We start from the raw sequence: 21,689 nt of genomic DNA, 5'->3' as shown, positions 1-21,689 counted from the left end.
TATAATAACAGTTAGGAGCAATTATGACTAAAGAAGAATATAAAGAACGTAAACAACAAATACAAGATAAAAGACAAGATATTGAAACAAAAATAAAAGAATCAAAAGAAAATATAAAACAAGCAAAAATTCATTATAAAAATAATCTTAACCAAAGAAAAAAAATAAAAAGTGAAATGAAAATGTTGAAAATTTCAAAAAATAGTTAAAAATACGCAATGCGTATTTTTTTAATATATTTTTTTCACAATGTTCGGGTACTTAATATTTAATGATTTATTAACATCAGAAAACGAGCTGATTTTAACTTGATTATAATAATCTTTATATGCAAGTTTTTTTTGCTTGTTGTGAAAAACTAATGGTATAAAAATAAAACCTATTATTAAAAAACACAAGGTTATTGTAGTGAACTTTAACAATGCATTTTTATCTCTTCCTTCTTTTGTATATTGAATGTCAGCTCTAATTTGAATAATTTCAACAAGACTTAATGTTTCTTTTGACTTGTCTATATTTCTATTAATTAAATCTTTATAAAAGAAGTATAAAAAATATAGTTCATAAGAATTTAGACCTGCAAATATTTTACTTTCTTCTTCAAAATTATTTTTAACAGTCTCTGGTTTTTTTGTTAAGTTTAGACTAGAGTTTATATTGGGTTTTATATCTTCAACAGTAGGTTTAGGAATACTTATATATTTTAATGATGGTTTAGATTCTTCTGTTATTTCAGGTTTATTTACATTATTTGCAATTACTGTATTATTAATTCTTTCTTCTTTTTTGATTGTATTTCTAACATCAATTATTGGCTTAACAGCTTCCATATTAGTTGTTTTAACATTATTATTTTTTAAACTTATATTATATTCACGACTGACATTCTTATCTTTCTTTTCAAAAACAAGCTTTCTACCTGTTGCAAATCAATTATTATCAATCATTTGTTCTATATTAGATTTTTGTTTAACATTATTATTTTTTAATACTTGTTGTTTTTTTTCTAAATTTTTAGAAAATGCCATAGAATAATTTTTTTCTTTATAATTAGTATTATCAATTTCACCCTTTAACTTGATACAATCTTCAAAGTATAATTGTAATAATATATATTTAGTTGTTGGATTTGAAGCATAAATAGCAGGTGCTGTATTATAAAAATGTTGAATACTCATTGTTTTATTTTGTTTAATGAATTCTAAAACTTCATGCATTGCATTTCTTGTTGTTTCTGAATTTAAGTTTGCTTTATAATCAAAACTACTTAAGCTTTTAATTGATCTACTTCTTAATGAACTTGATTGACAAATATCTGCTCAATCTATAAAATTCCTTGTATTACTTTCGCCTCACATAACAACCTCTTATATTAAGTATATTATATCAATCTTATCTATTTTAATTGTATTAAAAACTATGAGATAATATTAAACATACAATAAAAGGAGTAATTTTAAATGCAAAAATTAACAAATAATTTAAATTATGAAAAAATAATGATTGCAAGAGTAGATAAAGTTTATCAAAACATGAAAAATAATATAAGAGATCATTTTGCAATACCAAAGAATGTATTAGAATTTTTAGAAGATAATATTGATTTGAAATCAATGAGTAATTTAGAAAATTTAGGTGAAACTATACATAAATCATTTAAAGATTGACAACCATTAAATAATAATAAAGATGAATTAATAATTATTAATCACTTATTATCGATTATAAAAAATGCAATTGTAGTAATGTTATCACTTGATACTAATTTAAAATCTAGTGAACTAGAAACTAAATCTATTTCTACTAAAGAAGGCATAGATACTCTAATTACTACATCAGTCCAGGCAATAGGAGTTAAATTTAGTGAACTCAATTTTAAATATAATGAGTTAGGACTAGACCAAGATAATCAAGAAGTTTTTAAAAATTTTAACATTTGAATTATTAAAGTAACAGAATTAGATTCAATGTTAGCAGTATCAATGTTATTAGAAAATATGATGACTTTTATTGATAATTATAATCAGCTTCAAAACAAACTAGCAAAAACTAAAGAAGATGAATTAAGTGTTAAAAGATTTGACTTATTTATGCAATATTTAGAAACTTATTATCTTATAGTATTATTACTTGAATTAGTTTTAACATATCCACTTAATGAGGGTCTTATGAACAAACAAGCATTTGATAAAATGTTACCAAATATAAATTTATATAATTAGTTATAGCTTATTTTTATAACAAAATTTAAATAATTTTTTTTATTTTTTAAAATAATAATGTATAATTACTTTTGTGTAATATTAAACACTCGGTATTGTGGAAAGGAGGAAACCTAATGGCTACAATTAATCAATTAGTTAGAAAACCAAGAAAAGCTAAAACTTTTAAAACTAAAGCTCCAGCTCTTAATAGAGGTGTTAATACTTTACTAAAAAAAGTGACTAAAGTATCTTCTCCTCAAAAAAGAGGTGTTTGTACAAGGGTTGCAACTATGACACCTAAAAAACCTAACTCTGCTTTAAGAAAATATGCAAGGGTTAGACTAACAAACGGTATGGAAGTTACTGCTTATATACCTGGTGAAGGACATAATTTACAAGAACATAGTGTTGTTCTAATACGTGGTGGTAGAGTTAAAGATTTACCCGGGGTTCGTTACCATATAATAAGAGGTACACTTGATACTACAGGTGTAAATAAAAGAATGCAAAGTCGTTCTCTTTATGGTGCTAAAAGACCTAAAGATAAAAAATAATTAGAAAGGAGATAAAACAATGCGTAAACATCAAGCTGAAAAAAGGGATGTACTACCAGATCCAATATATAATTCAAAACTAGTTACTAAAGCAGTTAATAAAATTATGTTAGATGGTAAAAGAGGAACAGCCCAACATATTCTATATAAAGCATTTGATATTATAAAGGAAAAAACTCAGGTAAGTCCTATAGAAGTTTTTAATAAGGCTATTGAAAATATTAAACCTCATTTAGAATTAAAAGTTAGACGTATTGGTGGGGCCAATTATCAAGTTCCTATTGAAGTTTCAAATGAACGAAAAGTTACTCTTGCATTAAGATGATTAATTAATTATGCAAGATTAAGAAACGAAAAAGAAATGATAGATAGATTAGCTAACGAAATAATTGATGCATCAAATGGAGTTGGTGGTTCAGTTAAAAAACGTGAAGACACACATAAGATGGCTGAAGCTAACAAAGCTTTTGCTCATTATCGCTGATAATTTTTAAGGAGGTGCAATTATGCCAAGAGAATATAGTTTAGATAAAACAAGAAACTTTGGTATTATGGCTCATATTGATGCGGGTAAAACTACAACAACAGAACGTATTTTATTCCACACTGGTAAAATTCACAAAATTGGTGAAACTCATGAAGGAGAATCACAAATGGACTGAATGGCACAAGAACAAGAACGTGGTATAACAATTACTTCTGCTGCAACTACTGCATTTTGAGCAGACCATAGATTTAACATTATTGATACTCCAGGTCACGTTGACTTTACAGTTGAAGTAGAAAGATCATTAAGAGTATTAGACGGAGCTGTAGCAGTTCTTGATGGACAAAGTGGTGTTGAACCACAAACTGAAACAGTATGAAGACAAGCAACTACTTATAAAGTTCCAAGAGTCGTTTTTGTAAATAAAATGGATAAAACTGGAGCAGACTTCATATATTCAGTGAAAACAATTGGGGATAGATTGGGTGCAAAAGCATCTCCAATTCAATTACCAATTGGTGCTGAAGATCAGTTCTCAGGGATTATTGACTTAGTTGAAATGAAAGCATGACACTTTGATGGTGCAGCTGAAGAAATAGCTAAGGAAATAGAAATACCAACTGAACTAAAAGCACAAGCTGAAGAATTAAGAGCTCAATTAGTTGAAGCGGCTGTGGAATATGATGAAGAACTAATGATGAAATTTTTAGATGGTGGAGAAATTACAATACCAGAATTAAAAAGTGCAATACGTAAGGGTGTTATTTCAGCTGAATTCTTTCCTGTTCTTGCAGGTTCTGCATTTAAAAATAAAGGAGTTAAGCTTTTATTAGATGCAGTTGTTGATTATTTACCTTCACCATTAGATGTTCCATCAATTAAAGGTGAATTGCCTGATGGTTCAGAATCAGAAAGACATTCTACTGATGATGAACCTTTCTCAGCACTTGCATTTAAAATAATGACTGACCCATTTGTTGGTAAGTTAACATTTTTTAGAGTTTACTCAGGTGTATTGAATAAAGGTAGTTATGTATTAAATGCTACAAAAGATAAAAAAGAACGTGTTGGTCGTTTATTAAGAATGCATGCCAACAATAGAGAAGAAATTGAAGAAGTATATGCAGGAGATATTGCAGCAGCTGTTGGTTTGAAAGATACAACAACAGGTGATACATTATCAGATGAAAAAAATCCTATTATATTAGAATCAATGGTATTCCCTGAACCAGTTATTCATTTAGCTCTTGAACCAAAAACAAAAGCTGATCAAGAAAAACTAGGTATATCACTAAATAAATTATCTGAAGAAGACCCAACTTTTAGAACTTTCACAGACGAAGAAACAGGTCAAACAATTATTGCTGGTATGGGTGAATTACACCTTGACATTATTGTTGACAGGTTAAAAAGAGAATTCAAAGTTGAAACAAACGTTGGTGCACCACAGGTTTCTTATAGAGAAACAATTAAAGGTTCTGCAAAAGTTGAAGGTAAGTATGTTAAACAATCAGGTGGACGTGGACAATATGGACACGTTGTGATTGAGTTCGAACCAAACCATGATAAAGGATTCGAATGAGTTGACAAAATTGTTGGTGGTAAAATCTCAAAAGAATACATTAATGCAGCAAGAGTTGGTTTAGAAAATGCATTACAAAACGGTGTTATTGCAGGATTCCCAATGATTGATGTAAAAGCAACAATTGTTGATGGTTCATACCATGATGTTGACTCAAGTGAGATGGCATATAAAATTGCAGCTTCACTTGCATTAAAAGAGGCTGCTAAAAAAGTTAATCCAGTTTTATTGGAACCAATTATGTCAGTTGAAGTAACTGTCCCTGATGAATATTATGGTGATGTTATGGGTAACATATCATCAAAACGTGGATTAATTGAGGGTTCAGAACAAAGAGGAAATGCTCAAACTGTTAAGGCAAAAGTTCCTTTAGCAGAAATGTTTGGTTATGCAACTGAATTAAGATCATTTACACAAGGGCGTGGAAACTATACAATGATTTTTAGTCACTATAATGAAGCCCCAAGAAACGTTGCAGAAGAGATAATCAAAAAATCTCAAAAATAAAATTTATCTTAAAATAAAAACTATTGTATTTTATATAAAATCAATTAAAATTATTTATGACATTTTAAAAAATTATTATGAAAGGAATTGAAAATTATGGCAAAAGAAGCATTCGACCGTAGTTTACCTCACGTTAATATTGGAACAATTGGACACGTTGACCATGGTAAAACTACTTTAACAGCTGCAATTACAAAAGTTTTAGCAGCAAAAGGTGGTGCAGAATTTAAAGATTACGCAAATATTGATAACGCACCTGAAGAAAGAGAACGTGGTATTACAATTAATACATCTCACGTTGAATATAAAACAGATAAAAGACACTACGCTCACGTGGACTGTCCAGGTCATGCCGATTATGTTAAAAACATGATTACAGGAGCTGCACAAATGGATGGAGCAATATTAGTTGTAGCTGCAACTGATGGACCAATGCCTCAAACTAGAGAACACATTCTACTTTCAAGACAAGTTGGTGTACCAGCTATCGTTGTTTTCTTAAACAAATGTGATATGGTTGATGACCAAGAACTAATTGAATTAGTTGAAATGGAAGTTAGAGAATTATTAAGTCAGTATGAATTTGATGGAGATGGAGCACCAGTTATTCATGGTTCTGCTCTAGGAGCATTAAATGGTGATGAAAAATGAGTTGCAAAAGTTGAAGAACTAATGAACTCAGTTGATGAATATATCCCAACACCAGTTCGTGATAAAGAAAAAACATTCTTAATGCCTGTTGAAGACGTATTTACAATAACAGGACGTGGAACTGTTGCAACTGGAAGAGTTGAAAGAGGAGTTATTAAAACTAACGATGAAGTTGAAATTGTTGGTTTAGTTGAAGAAAGCAAAAAAGTAGTTGTTACTGGTTTAGAAATGTTCAGAAAATTACTTGATTATGCAGAAGCTGGAGATAATGTTGGGGCATTATTAAGAGGTGTTGATAGAAACAATATCGAACGTGGACAAGTTCTTGCAAAACCAGGAACTATTAAACCTCATACTAAACTTTTAGCATCTGTTTATGCTTTAACTCAAGAAGAAGGTGGACGTCACAAACCATTCTTTAATAAATATAGACCTCAATTTTACTTCCGTACAACAGATGTTACTGGAGAAGTTCATTTACCACAAGGTACAGACATGGTTATGCCTGGAGATAATGTTGAATTAACAATTGAATTGATAAAACCAATTGCTGTTGAACAAGGAACTAAATTCTCAATTAGAGAAGGTGGAAGAACTATTGGAGCTGGAACAGTTACTTCAATAGAAGTTTAATAACTTTAAAACATTTTATAGATAACATTTGTTTACTATAAAATGTTTTTTTTGTTTTAAAAGTTTATAATAATCTTATAAAAAATAAGAGGTTAAAATGTCAAAATATTCTAACAGAAATCGTAATAGAAGCACAATTGGTGAATTTGTCTTAATATATTTTGTTTTTTTGTTTTTATTCATAATTACTAATAAAAATATTGATAATAGAGAAATAAAAAAGTCCAAAATAATTTGATTTTTATTAATAGGTTTATTTGAATTATTATTTTCAATAGCAATGTTAGTGGTTTACCTATTAATAAAAAAAGGTTCAATTGTAATCGAGACTAAAACATTAACAGAAGTTGTAACAACTTTGTATGTATTTGCAATTGTGTTTGTTATATCTCTTTATTTGAAATCAGTTATATTGTCAATATCTTGTTTACGAGTTTTTAAATCATTCTCTAGTTCTAGATGTGTAGGACAATACTTCATTGTGATACTAATGTTTTTAACTCCAATAATAAATTATTTGTTTTGTTGAATTTATTTCATTGTAACTATACATTTTGCTTTAAATAACGGATATAGCTTATCTTAATTTAAATAAAAAGTACCCTAAAAGTGAATGCTCAAGAAAAATTCAACATTATTAAAGATGTTAAAACTAAGTTAAAACAGGAGTTAATTAGATTACATGAAGCTTATTATTATAAAATTATAAATTATCTAAAAGGTTTAAAAATATGTATTGATTATAATTTAATAAAAAAAGAAAAAACAGTTTTTTCTGGTGTTTATTTGATGTATTGTGAAATTGATAATGAAATAATATTTACTTATGTTGGAGAATCAATTGATTTATTCAAGAGATTCAGACAACATGTTGCAAATCTAAATACAACAAAAAAGAAATATAAAAAAATGAGAAGTTTAGGAGCTTCTGAAAAAAATATAAAGTTTCTAATCTTAACTTTCGAAAGTGATCAAAATAAAAGACTATTATTAGAAACTTATTATATATATATCTTGCGTTCAAAAATATATAACTTAAATACAAAACTTTTGTCTAAAAAAGCAAAGTGTGATCAAAATCACGGTAATATGACATCAAAATTGTTGAATGTTAATAAATTATCAATAAAACTTAATGTTTTTGTTAAGTGTAGAAATAAATTATGTAAACAAATAATAAATCTTTATGATTTTAATGGCTTACTATATAATAGAATATAAATAAAGGAGAAATATTATGATAACAATAAATGATAAAAGTTTAGGTTTAACACTAAAAGCTGTTGGACCAGAAGATAAATTAAATGAATTAGTAATAAAAGAACATGGTTCAACAACTTTAATTGAAAGTGAAAAAACAATATACTTTTTTATTAAAGATAAATGTTGTGTAAAAGGTTTAGTCAAAGTGCTAATACCATTCTTTAAAACCAACAAGTATGACTTAAATATTGATGTTGATTCTTTCTTAAACCTATTCAGTGAAAAAGAAATGGCTTTTAAAGCTGTTGTTGAAACTTTGTATTTTGAAACACACAAACAATATACAATGAAAAAAGAAGATTGTAAATGTAAAAATTATAACTTTATGTTTAATGAAAAATATAATGATTTATTTAACGAGTCTTCAAACAAAATGGAATTCCAAAATTTTGCAAGAGACTTACAAGACCTTCCCCCAAATATAGGTACTTCTGTTGAGTTAGCAGAAAGAATTAAAGAAAAAGCAAAAGGTATTGAAAACTTAAAAGTTACAGTTTATGACAAAAAACAAATTGAAGAAATGAAAATGGGTTTATTATTAAGTGTAAATGCAGGTTCATATGTTGAACCAAGAGTAGTTGTTTTAGAATATACTGGAGACTCAAATCAAAAAAAAGTAGCTCTTGTTGGTAAAGGAATAACATTTGACTCAGGAGGTTACAACTTAAAACCTTCTAATTATCTTGATGATATGAAATTTGATATGTCTGGTGCAGCAATTACATTATCAACTGTAATGGCATTAGCAAAAGCAAAAGCAAAATGTAATGTTGTAGCAGTTGGAATGTTTACAGATAATAGAATTGGTGGCCACGCTACACTTACAGAATCTGTTATAACTTCAATGAATGGAATGACTGTTGAAATAAATAACACTGATGCTGAAGGTAGATTAGTTTTAGCTGATGGAATAACTTATGCAGTAAGAAATCAAAAAGCTGAAAAAGTTATTACTGTAGCAACATTAACTGGTGCAATTGTAGTTGCTTTAGGTAAGTGATTTACAGGTGTATTCACTAAATCAGATGAATTCTTTACAGAGTTTGAAAAAGCAGCAAAAAAAGCTCTTGAACCAGTTTGAAGACAACCACTAATTTGTGATCATTTAGAAGCTATGAAATGCTCAAAAATTGCTGATTTAACAAACTCTGAACCAGGTAGAGAAGCAGGTTCTTCAACAGCTGCTGCATTTTTGGATTCATTCGCAGAAGGTAAAGAATATTTACATTTAGATATAGCAGCAACTGCCGATTCTGAACATAGAGGTAAAGCGCCAATGTTAAAATCAATGTTTGAATTATTAAAATAAACTTATTATATTTATTAATTTAGTTTTACATACTATTTTTAAAAAAATAAAAAATAAAATAAAAAAAATGCCAACAAAGGCATTTTTTTAAACTTAAATTATTTTGTGCTTTCAGAAGGTATTGTAACAGTTATTCTATAGTCTGTTTTTGTTTCATAACTGTATTTATCACCATTTTTAGCAACTGTAAATTTAACAATATTTAAATCAAAATTTTTTGAACCCTTTGAACCCTTAATGGTCATAAGGTAATCAAAACCTGTATCATCATCATTATGACTTGGTATTAAGTCACCAGTTTCTTTAAATATTTTATTCACTTCATCTGTAAAAGACTTATCCTTTGAACTACTTGAAGCTGATATAACAAAAGCTCCTTCAATTGTAACTTTTTGACCATCTTCATTTGTATTTTCGGTGTCTTTATAATCTGCATCTAACTTTCCGTCTTTTACTTGTAAAGGTTTTGAATCTTCCATACCAATTTTTGCTGATTCATTTGTTAACATTTCAACTACATCTTTATCGCTTTTACCTTCATTATATGTAAGACTTTTTGCGTCATCTTTATTCCCACAAGATACAACATTTGCTGAAATTGCTGCTGTTGATGCAATAACACCAAAAGCACTAAATAAACCTAATAATTTTTTCATTTTCTTCTTCTCCTATGTGTGTTATTATACCATAAATAGAATTATTATTAATAAACCTTTAAAACTAATAAAAATTTTCTAGTTATTGTAAATAATTTAGTATTTAATAACTTATAATTATATTATGAAAAGAAAAGAAGCATTAAATAAATATAAATGAGACTTCAATAACATTTATAAAAATATTACTGAATGAAAATCAGATCTAAATACTTTGTTAAGTTTAGTTGACAAGATTTATAGTTTAAAAGGCACTCTAAATAAAGAAGACAGTTTTATCAAGTTAATAAATTTAGAAGAAGAAGCTGATAAAATAGAATCTAAGTTAACTAGGTATTTACATTTATATGATTTAGATAAAACAAGTGAGGAATTAAAAGAAATAGATTCAATTTATAATAGTACTTCACAAGAAATTGATGTTAAATTGAGTTTCATTACACCTGAAATTTTGAATTTAGATTTAAACGATATATTAAAATTTTTAAAAGCAAATAATTTAGATAGATATGTAAAATCATATATAGATTTATTTGATAGTAAAAATCATATATTATCAAAAGAGAAAGAAAAACTACTTGCAAAAGTTGAATTAAGTAGATCAAATTATATTGATATTTATGAATCATTAACATATGCTGATATTAGCGAAGAAATAATTAATTATAATGGCAAAGATATTGTTGTTGATTTAAATACTTTTATGGATATAATACAAAATTCTGACCCGATTAAAGATCAAGATAAAAGAAAAGAAGTTACTAGAAAATATTATGCTAAGTATATTAATAATAAACATACATATGCAAAAGTTTATGAAAGTATACTTCAAAAAGACAAAGAAGATTTTAGTATTAGAAATTTTAGTTCTACAATAAGTATGTATTTATATTCTGATAAAGTTGATGAAAACATTTATGATAAATTGTTAGATGCTGGAAAAAAACACATTGATGTTTATAAAGATTACTTCAAGTTAATTAAAAATAATCTTAAACTAGATAAATTTTTTACAACAGATAGAGATTTAAAACTAAGCTATTCAGAACCAACTACTTATAGTGTAGAAGAAGGTATAAGTATTGTTAAAAAAGCTTTAAACGTTCTAGGAGAAGAGTACGTTGTTAACCTCGATATAGCATTTAAAGATAATATGATCGATTATTATGAGGATAAAAATAAAGTTAGTGGTGCATATTCATCATCAAACCATCATTTAGACCCCATAATTCTTATGAATTGAGATAATCAATTCTCTTCTTTAAACACATTAGCTCATGAGATTGGTCATTCAGTTCATTCTTTATTTTCTACTAAGCATCAACCTTCACCATTGGACGAATACCCAATTATACTAGCTGAAGTTGCTTCTACTTTTAATGAACACATTTTATTTGACTACATGTTAGATATTGCAAAAACCAAGGATGAGAAAATATTATTAATCCAACAAAGAATATTTGATATTATATCTACATTCTTTAGACAAATACAATTTGCAAAATTCGAGCATAGCGCTCATAAAATGATTGCAAACAATGAGTCTTTAAGTTCTTCAAGATTAGAAAAATTGTTTAAATCAATTGAAGATGAGTATGGTTATGAAATATTTGATGATAAAGATAGAGAAGTATTTTCATGAGCTGATATATCACATTTTTTTTATTCTCCATATTATGTTTATAAATATGCTATTGATATAGTTGCAAGTTTTAAACTTTATGAAGATTTTAAAGCCGGCAAAAAAGAAAATATCATAAACTTTCTTAAACTAGGTGGTTCAAAAGATCCTTTAGAAGCATTGAAAGATGTTGGTGTTGATTTCAATGATGAAAATGTTTATTTACCTTTAGTGATGGAAATTAAGAAATTGCTTGAACAATTAAAAAGTTTATTAAAGGAGTATTAATGAAAAAAATAAAGTTAGATGATATTGCAGAAAACGCATGAAGTAATGCATTAGAATGCAAGTGTGGAGGTCAAGAAGATACTAATGATATTCATAGGTTGTGTTTAATTTGCTTAAAACCTATGCATTATAATAAGCATTATTCAGTTGACTCTTCAGGTTTAGAGTGAGATATTATGTTCTATAACAATGAAAATTTTAATGATAATAAGTTTAGTGGAATTACATTATCTGTACATAAAAAATGTCATTAAATAGTGCAATATCTTAAGTTTTATAAGTAGATATTTAAAAATATAATCTAGTATTATGTATTATAATCTAAATGTAAATTTTATTAGGGGGAAATAATGAAAAATTTATCAACAAACCAAATAAGGGATATGTGAATAAAATATTTTAAAGAAAAAAACCATCATTTTTTAGAACCAGTAAGTTTAGTTCCTGTAAATGATCCAAGTTTATTATGAATAAACTCAGGAGTAGCTACCTTAAAACCTTATTTTGATGGCAGATTAGTACCTCCTTCACCAAGATTAACAAATTCTCAAAAATCTATTAGAACTAATGATATTGAAAATGTTGGTATTACAGCACGACACCAAACAATGTTTGAAATGCTAGGTAATTTTTCAATTGGAGATTATTTCAAAAAAGAAGCTATATCAATGGCCTGAGAGTTATTAACTAGTGATCAATGGTTTGGCATCGATAAAGATTTATTATACATAACTGTATATGAAGAAGATATTGAAGCTTATGAAATTTGAACTAAGGAAATAAAAATAAAAGAAGACCATATATTTAAAGGTGGTAAAGATACAAATTTTTGAGATGTTGGACAAGGTCCTTGTGGGCCCAATACTGAAATTTTTTTTGACCGTGGTAATGAATGAGACAAAAATAACTTAGGAACAAAACTTTTAAAAGATGACATTGAAAATGATAGATATATTGAAATATGAAACATTGTATTTTCACAATTTAATAATGATGGATCAAATAATTATACAGAACTTCCAAGAAAAAATATTGATACTGGAGCAGGACTGGAAAGGTTAGCTTCAATATTTCAAAATACTCCAACAAACTTTGAAACTGACTTATTTTTATCAACTATTAGAAAAGTTGAAAAATTAGCAAATAATGAATTCAAGTACATATATAATAATTATCAAAATATTGATACAAACCAACAAAAAATAAATACAGCTTTTAAAGTAATTGCAGATCATATTAGAGCAGTAGTTTTTGCGATAAGTGATGGAGTATTTCCAAGTAATAAAGATAGAGGATATATAATTAGAAGATTGATTAGAAGAAGCTCAGTTTATGGTAGAAAATTATTAATTAACGAAGCATTTTTGTATAAATTAGTTGAAATCGTTGTAGAAAGTATGAGTTATTTTTATCCATATATAAATGAAAAAAAAGAGTTGGTTAAAGAAGTTATACTTGAAGAAGAAAATAAATTTTTAAAAACTCTTAACAAAGGTTATGATTTACTTGAATCAATAATTGAAAATAAAAAATTTGTAAGCGCACAAGATGCTTTATTATTATTTGAATCTTATGGATTTCCAATAGAATTAACTTCGGAATTATCATCTGAAAAAAACGTTAAGATTGATCTAGAAAATTATTATAATCTACTTGAAAATGTAAAAGAGTTATCTAGAAAAGCAAGAAAGTCTGATAAAGCATGAAATAAACAATCACCAATACTAACATCATTAAGCGTTGAGTCAGAATTTGTAGGTTATGAACTTGATGAGTGTGAATCATACGTGAACTTTCTATTTTGAGATGACAAAGCATTACAAAAAGCAACAAACCAAACTGTTTATGCAATATTTGATAAAACTCCTTTTTACGCTGAAAAAGGTGGTCAAGCAGCAGATAATGGATTCATAATTGATGAAAATAATAATTATTATAAGGTTATAGATGTTCAACAAGGACCTAATAAACAAAACATACACACTATTATTGTTGATGGTGAAATTAATTTAAATCAAAAATTTAAATTAATTATTGATAAAGATAAGCGACACTACACAATGAAAAATCACTCAGGAACTCATATTTTACAGGCTGCAATTCAAGAAGTCTTGGGTAAAGAAGCATTACAAAATGGTAGCTATAATGATGAAAATGGATTCAGAATAGATATATCTTATAAAAGACCACCTTCAATTTCTGAGGTTAAAAGAATACACAATGTTATCGAACGAGAAATAAAAAATGATTTAAAGTGTGAAGTAATTTATTGTAGTTTAAAAGAAGCGTTAGATGATTATAATGCATTGGCGTTATTTACTGAAAAATACGATTCAACAGTAAGAGTTATTAAATTTGGATCATTTTCTTGTGAATTATGTGGGGGTACTCATGTAAAATCAACAAAAGAAATAGAAGATTTATTAATAACCAATATTGAATCAAAAGGTAGTGGTTTATACAGATATAGTGCATTAACAAGCTACTCAGCAATCAATAATTATTTAAATAATTTGCAAAACTTATTTAAAGAAGAAGTTGAAAAAATACGTGAAAAAGTAATTTCTTATAAGAATGTAGTTAGCTGTGAAAAAATATTAAATAAATTAGAAAGTTTTAATAAAATAAAACTTAAAAAAGATAACATAGATGAAGTAAAAGTATTAGTTGAAGAAATTAAAGAAGAAAATAGAAAACTACAAAAAGAGTTTAGAGATTTGTCAGTTGAAAATAATATTAAAAAATACAAAAATACTAACTTTATAAAAAAAGAAAATTACAATGAAATTGTTTTAGAAGTAAATGATTTAGACGATTATGAAACAAAAGTCTTAATAGACACCTTACAAAACAAACATGAAAATTTAATTTTACATATCATAAACATAAATAAATCAACTTATTATGTCTCTGTAGCTAAAGACTTAACCAATGAATTTAGTGCAATAAATATTTTTAAAAATGTTACTTCACACTGTCTTAAAGGCGGAGGAAACCAACTGCTTGCTCAAGGAAAAATCATTAAATAAAATTAAATTTTAATGATTTATATAATTCAAATAGTTAACTAATTTATTTAATTTATTAATTTGTTTCTAATTTATTATAATAAAGATATGGGGTAGCAAATGAATTTAGTCAAAAAAACAGTACTTATAATTATGGGACTATTATTAATTTCATTTTTCTTTTTCATAATATCTTTTTCAATTTTTGACAAAAAAAAGCTTGTAGTTAACAACATTCATTCAAACTCAAAAGTTTGTATGTTAACTTTCGATGATGGACCATCACTAGATGTAGATAATAAAATAATGGACATATTAGAACAAAATAATGTTGAAGGTACATTCTTTTATATAGGAAGAAATATTGAAGAAAACTCTCAAAATGTTAAAACTTTGTTTAAAAGAATATTAGATAGTGGTTCATATATTGGTAATCACACATATAGTCATAGTAAATACCAATTTAATGAAGGTTTATTACTTGAAGAAATTTATAAAACAAACGAACTAATATTAAATAACATAGAAAACCCAGACAATTATTTTATACCTATTAGACTACCTTACTTACAATATTTTGCCGGTTTAGAATGAGTTTTAGAAAAACTTAACCAAAACTACTTTGTTGAAGGTTATTTGAGTGGAGATTGAAAATATAATACTTTTGGTAAAGAAAAGTTAATTAAAAGGTATATTAAAAACGTCTCTGAAAAAAATATTTTAATAATTCATAGTTTTCCTAAAGTTATAAACTTTTTACCAGACCTAATATTAAGACTAAAAAGTGAGGGCTACGCTTTTGCGACTTTTAACCCTAATTCTAAAAATTATTATAAAAATTATGGGGAGTTAAATATATAATGAATGTATTTGATCAGTTAGTTTTAATTGCAACAATTACAACATTTTTGTTCCTTTTTTACTCATTATTTGAGTTTATTAACTCAATAAAATGTTTCATAATCAACAAAAAAAAGTACAAATACTTCTTTTCTATTCAACTTATACTATTATTATGTTGTTTATTTTTTATTCTAAATTATATATCTTTTTATTTTTTTTATTTTAATAGTTTTAAAATTATTAAAATAATAATTATCTTATCTTTTGTTTTTTTAACAATACATTTTTCATGATCTTTATTTATTTCAATAACAAAACGATATCATAAAACATAAAGTTATTTTTAAATTAATTTGATAAAATCATTAATAGTTATATAATTATAATTATGTAATCATTTACAATGATTGTATTTTTAGAAAAGGAAAGTGTTTATGCTTTTGTTTAAAAATGGAATTAAACAACTTTTTAAAGATTGGTTACAATTTTTAATTTATGTTACTTTGATTAGTATTGGAGTAATATTTACTTCAGCATTTGGAATTGTATCTTCTAACTTAGTTAGAACTAATAATTCAATATCTCAAAACTTTAAGGGCTATGATTATAGTTATAAATTTACTTCAAGTTCTTATGAATCTAATGATACCCAAACCTTGTCTCCATTTTTTGCATTTAGTAATGATAATGTGGGATATTCTAAAAACTTCTTCCCAACTATTACAATTGGAAGTGATGATTCTGTTTTAAAAAAATTCGAATTTAAAAATGAAATGCAAGGTTCAAAATCTACATATAATTCTTCTATATACAAATATGCTGATGCAAGTAAAAATGAGTATTTATTAAACTTTGGTTTTGGAGATGTTGAAGGATATCAAAAAACAGAGACACAAGGTAATTTTAGTTATTTACCTAATGATAGTGAATCAATTCTAAAATTATCTGATGAAGAAAAAATCAAAAGGTTTGTAAAAGAAAAAGAATTTGGTCGCTTTTATGTATTTAATGAAAACTCAAAAGCATTTAAATCATCTTTAATTGGTCAATTATATGAAAAAAATAATAACTTTGAAGGTAATTTGAATGATAAACAAAAGAAAACTGCACTAGACATTTTTAACTATATGTTTTATGTAAATAACTCTTCATTTACATCATCAATAAAAAACTTTATTTTAAATAATACGATAAATAAAAATCTAAATGATCAAAGCAATTGAACCACAATTGTAAATAACTTTGTTAATTATAGTGGTAAAGATATTAACTATGAATCAGAAGATGACTTTAAAACTAAAGGTTATAATGGTAGAATAGGTAATTTATTTACAAGTGAAGATACACAAAAATATTTTATTGTTGATGAAGATGCTGGTAAAATAAACAATAAATCTACTAAATTATGAGATTTTAGTACAATAAAGAATTACGGAAGTTACTATTTAAAAAATTATGATACAGAAAAGTTATTTAAATCTGCAAATACAAATGAAGGTAATTACTTCATAGATAAAGTTGCAACTTTAAAAGCAAAAGATTTATTTAATTCTTATTATGATTTATTATCTGACCTTACCAACTTTGATATAACTTATACTAATGAAGTTGTAATGTGAGATACAAAAGGTAAATATAGATTTGTTTCTGCATTTACAGATTATCAAAGTGAAGATAATACTAAGAGAAATGTAAAATTTAATAATGAAGATTTATATACAATTTATGAAGAAAACCCAAACAAAAAAGATGACTTTTTATCAAAAAGATCTTTTATAACAACATATGGTTATTATAAAAATAATAATTTACAATTAGGTTCAGAATACGGTATTATACCAAAAGATGCCATACCTGCTACGATGAGCAATAAATTAAGACTAGATGCCATTGGAGTTGACGCTCTAAACACTTATCCTACTATTTATGATGAAGATATTCTAACTAATCAAGTTAATGATGCGATTTTTTATGTTAATTCAAGCTTATTTTCAGAACTTTTCAATGAGAAAGATGCTGGTGCAACTAGTACCGTTATTAATAGTAAATTTCAGGATGTCTCTAAGGCTTACTTAAAACACACTTCTAACCCAGATGATTTAGAAAAAGATATTAATTTATTTAAATTATTTGCAGCAGATAATCTAATTAATTTAGGTGATATTACAAACCAAATAAACAATTATTATGAAACTTCAACTTTAGAAAATGAATTTGATTATTCTTCATTATCTAGGTTAAATCCAAAATCATTTAACGATACAAAAGTATTCAACATGAGAAGTGGTTTTTTTGGTCAGGCTTCAAAAGTATTTTTATTAATATCATTTATATTTTGTTTAATATTATTATCAGTTATTTTATTTATTACTTATAACTTAACTAAGAAATTTTTAAATTCACAAAGAGGGCAAATAGGAAATTTAAAAGCTTTGGGAGTTAGAAAAACCAAAATAATTATTAATTTTATACTTTATTTAAGTTTACCAATTATACTCATGGTACCAATTGGTTGAGGTATAAGCATTGCAATTCAAAAACCTTTAATAAATATCTTTAGTATTTACTTTAATATACCTGTAAATGCAATATTTGATTGAAAATTCTTACTTGTAGAATGATTTATTTTCGCAGTACTTGCAATTAGTTTGATTTGATTTATTTCATTTATGACAGTTAAAAAGAATCCACTTATTTTAATGCAACCTAATAAAGGCAGCAAACCTAATATTGCTCTAACTAAATTATTTAATAGATTTTCATTTATTAAGTTTACTAATAAAATACGTGGTTCTTTAATTGCTATGTCATTTAAAGATTTATTTGTATTTTCATTTGTAATATTTATCAGTACGACAATTCTAACTGTTTCTGCATCTATTCCAAATGCTCTTTCTACAATGTCAAATGAATACTATAGTGCAATTAATTATAATAATGATTATACATATACAGAAATAATTGCAAATAATCCATTTACTAAATATAACTGAAGAAGTTCTAATGGAAATGATAAAGAATTTAATGACCAGAATTCTCTATTTTCTTCATATATGAAAAAGGATGGTCGATATCTTAGCTTATTTGATTCAAAAGGATGGTCATCTGAAGATTATGGAAACTTCTTTGAAAGTATAATCAAACACAAAGCGCTTGGTTTAAATGGTTATTTATTATCAACAGGGAACATGAAACAAATTGTAGATACTTCAACAGAGGTATATAAAGGTTCAAATACAAGCAATGGTCCAAAAAGAACAGTTAATCAAATAGCATGTAGTATTATGCCTTCTTTATTTGATCAACCAGCAATTGATAATGCAGAGTATGATGAATGTATTAAATCTATGACAAATAATGTAATTCCTTCAACAATTAAACAAAAATGAACTGATGATAACAATGCATTTTTAAGTTTTAGTTTTAATTTTAATGTAATTCCATATAATGAGTCTGAAGATGAAGTATATACAAATATAAAAGCAATTGATTCAAAATATAATAACATTAAGTTATATGGTCTAAATAAAGATTCAAAAATTAAGAATATTAATTTAAAAAATAGAGATAGTTTATATTATGAGTCAGATGATGAAAACATTATCAATGCATCTATCAATGAAACATTAAAACTTAAAGGTTATGATGTAGGTTCAAAAATTAATCTTAAATTTGATGTAGAAGAACTAGGCTATTTAAATAATGAAAATTCAATTCAAGTAGCAACAGATAATTTTATATGAAAATATAATAATGAAGAGATCGATGTTAACAATTTGGACTTAGGTCATTTCGCTTATAATTCAAGTAGCAACAATAGTGTTGATAAATTATATTATGAAGAAAATGGTGAGTATAAAGAATATAAAGACCTATCTAAATTATCTCTTCAAATTAAAGATACTTCAGTTCTTAATCAAGAAGTATTTAAAAAAGTAAATGGTGAATATAAAGATATTTCTGGAAATGATTTAGATATTGCTACTAAAAAAGAATTTAATCCTTTTGATATAAGAGTCTATGAAAATGGTGTAGCTCAGGATATTGGACTTGAAGATTTAATTAATGGTACAAATAGTTGATGAAATATTGCACTTGAAAATGGATTGATTAAAAATAAATTAGAGACTAGAGAAATAAATATTAAAGTGCTAAATGTAGAAAAAGTTTATGATAGTCCGAAAATTTATATGGATCAAGTGAGATTGAATAAAGTAATTGGATTTAAAAACTTTGACTCTAATAAATTATTTAAAAATGATTCAAAGATAAATATTTGAAGTAATGCTAAAATGAGTAAAAATGTTGAACCAGTAGACGTATTCAATAGAGCCATTGTTAAATTCAAGAATTGAAATAACACCACTACAAAAGCTTCTAAATACATGACTGATGCAATCGGTTTTACAGACTATATAAATCTTAAAAAAGCAGCGACTTCTAATTTAATTACATCTGTTTCTAGCATTTCAATCGTATTTATTACTATATCAATGATAGTAGGAATTATTATAATATATGTAATTACTGACTTATTTGTTGGTAGATATAAAAGCTTCATGAACTATATGAGAGTACAAGGTTATTCATTAAGGGAAATCAACTCAATAATATTATGAATTTTTTTACCGTTAACGATATTATTTTCAGTTCTTGCAATTAGTACAACAATGGGATTAATGTTAGGTTTAGTTCCTAAAATGTTACTATCAATTGAAATAGCAATACCATTAATGATTAGCTGATATGTATATATAATTGTTTTTATAGTATCTGTATTAATATTTTCAACAGCATATGTAATAATAATAAGATCATTATTTAGAGTAAAATTAGCATCACTAACTGGAGTGGCAAACTAAAACCCTTATGGGTTTTTTTATTTTTATAAATAAATTATAAAAGAATGTATAAATTACTTGAATTGCTTTATTTATTATGTAATAATCTTAAAGCATGTATATTTTGTGTTCATTATTACAACACACTAGAAAAAGTTGTCATATAAAAAGGAGGAAAAATGGCTCAACAAAAAATAAAAATCAAAATAAAAGGCTATGATCACGCTATAATTGACCAGTCAATTGCAAAAATTATTGAAGTTGCTGAATCAACTGGAGCACAAGTACGTGGACCCATACCTTTACCAACAGAAAAGCAAATTATTACAATTTTAAGAGCTACTCATAAGTATAAAGATAGTAGAGAACAATTCGAAATGAGAACACATAAAAGAATACTTGAAATTGTAGAACCAACACCTAAAACAATGGATTCATTAACTAGAGTTCAATTACCTACTGGTGTAAATATAGAAATAAAACTATAGTTATAGCAAGGTATACATGATTTAAATTCAGGAGGAAATATCAACATGAAAGGAATCTTAGGACGTAAGTTAGAAATGACACAAATTTTTAGCGAAAGTGGTAAGCTTATCCCTGTTACTGTTATTGAAGTAGAACCAAATGTAGTTTTACAAGCTAAATCAGTTGAAAAAGATGGGTACAAAGCACTTAAACTTGCTTGTGTTAATAAAAGAGCTAACTTATTAAACAAACCAGACATGGGTCAATTCAAAAAAATTAACTCAGAACCTAAGCGCTTCGTTAAGGAAATTCGAGATATGGACGGATATGAAATCGGTTCACAAGTTAAATTTGAAGAATTATTTGCTGCAGGTCAATTTGTGGATGTAACAGGTATATCTAAAGGTAAAGGATTTGCGGGTGCTATTAAAAGACATAATTATGCAAGAGGACCAATGGGTCATGGGTCAGGTTATCACCGTGGTATTGGTTCAATGGGAGCTATTATAAATAGAATTTTTAAATCTAAAAAAATGGCTGGACATTTAGGACATGAACAAGTAACAATCCAAAATTTAGAAATAATAAAAATAGATGTAGAAAAAAATGTTGTTTTAGTTAAAGGTTCAGTACCAGGACCAAGAAAAAGTTTTGTTGTGATTAAAGAAAATGCAAAAGGTAAAAAAGCAGTTGAAGCTTCTGTATTATTAAATAGAAATTCTAATAATAACAAAGAAGTTGAAACTAAAACTGCTTAGTTAAGGAGTAAGTAAT

The 21,689-nt window shown here is 26.2% G+C and carries 18 protein-coding genes; 16 read left to right on the top strand and 2 right to left on the bottom strand.

Going from position 1 to position 21,689, the window contains the following annotated elements; genetic code table 4:
• Positions 1-23 precede the first annotated feature (23 nt).
• A complete protein-coding gene (locus STURON_RS05370; protein ID WP_075048844.1) occupies positions 24-209 on the top strand; it encodes a hypothetical protein in 186 nt (61 codons plus the stop codon).
• A 21-nt stretch (positions 210-230) separates the two neighbouring features.
• Here the strand turns inward: STURON_RS05370 and STURON_RS05365 are convergent, their stop codons facing one another.
• Entirely contained in the window at positions 231-1,358 is a 1,128-nt protein-coding gene (locus STURON_RS05365; protein WP_075048843.1) for a hypothetical protein, read from the bottom strand.
• 102 nt (positions 1,359-1,460) lie between these two features.
• Between STURON_RS05365 and STURON_RS05360 the strand changes: the two genes are divergently transcribed.
• The 8 genes from STURON_RS05360 (at position 1,461) to STURON_RS05325 (ending at position 9,190) form a co-directional block, all read left to right on the top strand.
• Complete coding sequence (locus STURON_RS05360; protein ID WP_075048842.1) at positions 1,461-2,222, top strand: hypothetical protein; 762 nt, start codon at positions 1,461-1,463, stop codon at positions 2,220-2,222.
• Between the two features lie 116 nt (positions 2,223-2,338).
• On the top strand, positions 2,339-2,758 hold the full coding sequence (gene rpsL / locus STURON_RS05355) for a 30S ribosomal protein S12 (protein WP_075048841.1): 420 nt from the start codon (positions 2,339-2,341) through the stop codon (positions 2,756-2,758).
• Between the two features lie 19 nt (positions 2,759-2,777).
• A complete protein-coding gene (gene rpsG / locus STURON_RS05350) occupies positions 2,778-3,245 on the top strand; it encodes a 30S ribosomal protein S7 (protein WP_075048840.1) in 468 nt (155 codons plus the stop codon).
• A gap of 19 nt (positions 3,246-3,264) precedes the next feature.
• The gene (gene fusA / locus STURON_RS05345) at positions 3,265-5,334 is read left to right on the top strand and encodes an elongation factor G (protein WP_075048839.1); all 2,070 of its coding nucleotides are present in this window, start codon (positions 3,265-3,267) and stop codon (positions 5,332-5,334) included.
• Between the two features lie 96 nt (positions 5,335-5,430).
• Positions 5,431-6,618 carry an elongation factor Tu gene (gene tuf / locus STURON_RS05340; RefSeq protein WP_075048838.1) on the top strand — a complete coding sequence of 396 codons (1,188 nt, stop codon included), beginning with the start codon at positions 5,431-5,433 and terminating at the stop codon, positions 6,616-6,618.
• A 97-nt stretch (positions 6,619-6,715) separates the two neighbouring features.
• Entirely contained in the window at positions 6,716-7,204 is a 489-nt protein-coding gene (locus STURON_RS05335) for a hypothetical protein (RefSeq protein ID WP_075048837.1), read from the top strand.
• Positions 7,205-7,227: 23 nt separating this feature from the next.
• The gene (locus STURON_RS05330) at positions 7,228-7,839 is read left to right on the top strand and encodes a GIY-YIG nuclease family protein (protein WP_075048836.1); all 612 of its coding nucleotides are present in this window, start codon (positions 7,228-7,230) and stop codon (positions 7,837-7,839) included.
• A gap of 16 nt (positions 7,840-7,855) precedes the next feature.
• Positions 7,856-9,190 (top strand): M17 family metallopeptidase, encoded by a 1,335-nt coding sequence (locus STURON_RS05325; RefSeq protein WP_075048835.1) that lies wholly within the window; start codon positions 7,856-7,858, stop codon positions 9,188-9,190.
• A 98-nt stretch (positions 9,191-9,288) separates the two neighbouring features.
• On the opposite strand, the gene STURON_RS05320 is transcribed toward STURON_RS05325, so the two are convergent.
• Positions 9,289-9,846, bottom strand: coding sequence for a hypothetical protein (locus STURON_RS05320; RefSeq protein WP_075048834.1), 558 nt, complete (start codon positions 9,844-9,846; stop codon positions 9,289-9,291).
• 124 nt (positions 9,847-9,970) lie between these two features.
• On the opposite strand from STURON_RS05320, the gene pepF reads away from it, so the two are divergent.
• The 7 genes from pepF (at position 9,971) to rplC (ending at position 21,673) form a co-directional block, all read left to right on the top strand.
• Positions 9,971-11,755, top strand: coding sequence for an oligoendopeptidase F (gene pepF / locus STURON_RS05315; RefSeq protein WP_075048833.1), 1,785 nt, complete (start codon positions 9,971-9,973; stop codon positions 11,753-11,755).
• Entirely contained in the window at positions 11,755-12,009 is a 255-nt protein-coding gene (locus tag STURON_RS05310; RefSeq protein ID WP_075048832.1) for a hypothetical protein, read from the top strand. Before pepF ends, STURON_RS05310 begins: the two co-directional genes overlap by 1 nt.
• A gap of 96 nt (positions 12,010-12,105) precedes the next feature.
• Positions 12,106-14,784 (top strand): alanine--tRNA ligase, encoded by a 2,679-nt coding sequence (gene alaS, locus STURON_RS05305; protein WP_075048831.1) that lies wholly within the window; start codon positions 12,106-12,108, stop codon positions 14,782-14,784.
• Positions 14,785-14,883: 99 nt separating this feature from the next.
• Complete coding sequence (locus tag STURON_RS05300; protein ID WP_082236213.1) at positions 14,884-15,624, top strand: polysaccharide deacetylase family protein; 741 nt, start codon at positions 14,884-14,886, stop codon at positions 15,622-15,624.
• A gap of 416 nt (positions 15,625-16,040) precedes the next feature.
• On the top strand, positions 16,041-20,468 hold the full coding sequence (locus tag STURON_RS05290) for an ABC transporter permease (RefSeq protein ID WP_075048829.1): 4,428 nt from the start codon (positions 16,041-16,043) through the stop codon (positions 20,466-20,468).
• Between the two features lie 158 nt (positions 20,469-20,626).
• Positions 20,627-20,935 carry a 30S ribosomal protein S10 gene (gene rpsJ, locus STURON_RS05285; protein ID WP_075048828.1) on the top strand — a complete coding sequence of 103 codons (309 nt, stop codon included), beginning with the start codon at positions 20,627-20,629 and terminating at the stop codon, positions 20,933-20,935.
• A gap of 45 nt (positions 20,936-20,980) precedes the next feature.
• Positions 20,981-21,673 (top strand): 50S ribosomal protein L3, encoded by a 693-nt coding sequence (gene rplC / locus STURON_RS05280; RefSeq protein WP_075048827.1) that lies wholly within the window; start codon positions 20,981-20,983, stop codon positions 21,671-21,673.
• The last annotated feature ends 16 nt before the right edge of the window (positions 21,674-21,689 follow it).

The organism is Spiroplasma turonicum (genome assembly GCF_001262715.1).
Classification (GTDB): domain Bacteria; phylum Bacillota_I; class Bacilli_A; order Mycoplasmatales; family Mycoplasmataceae; genus Spiroplasma_A; species Spiroplasma_A turonicum.
The sequence above is the reverse complement of the archived record's forward strand: the minus strand, read 5'-3'. Positions and strand labels throughout refer to the sequence as shown.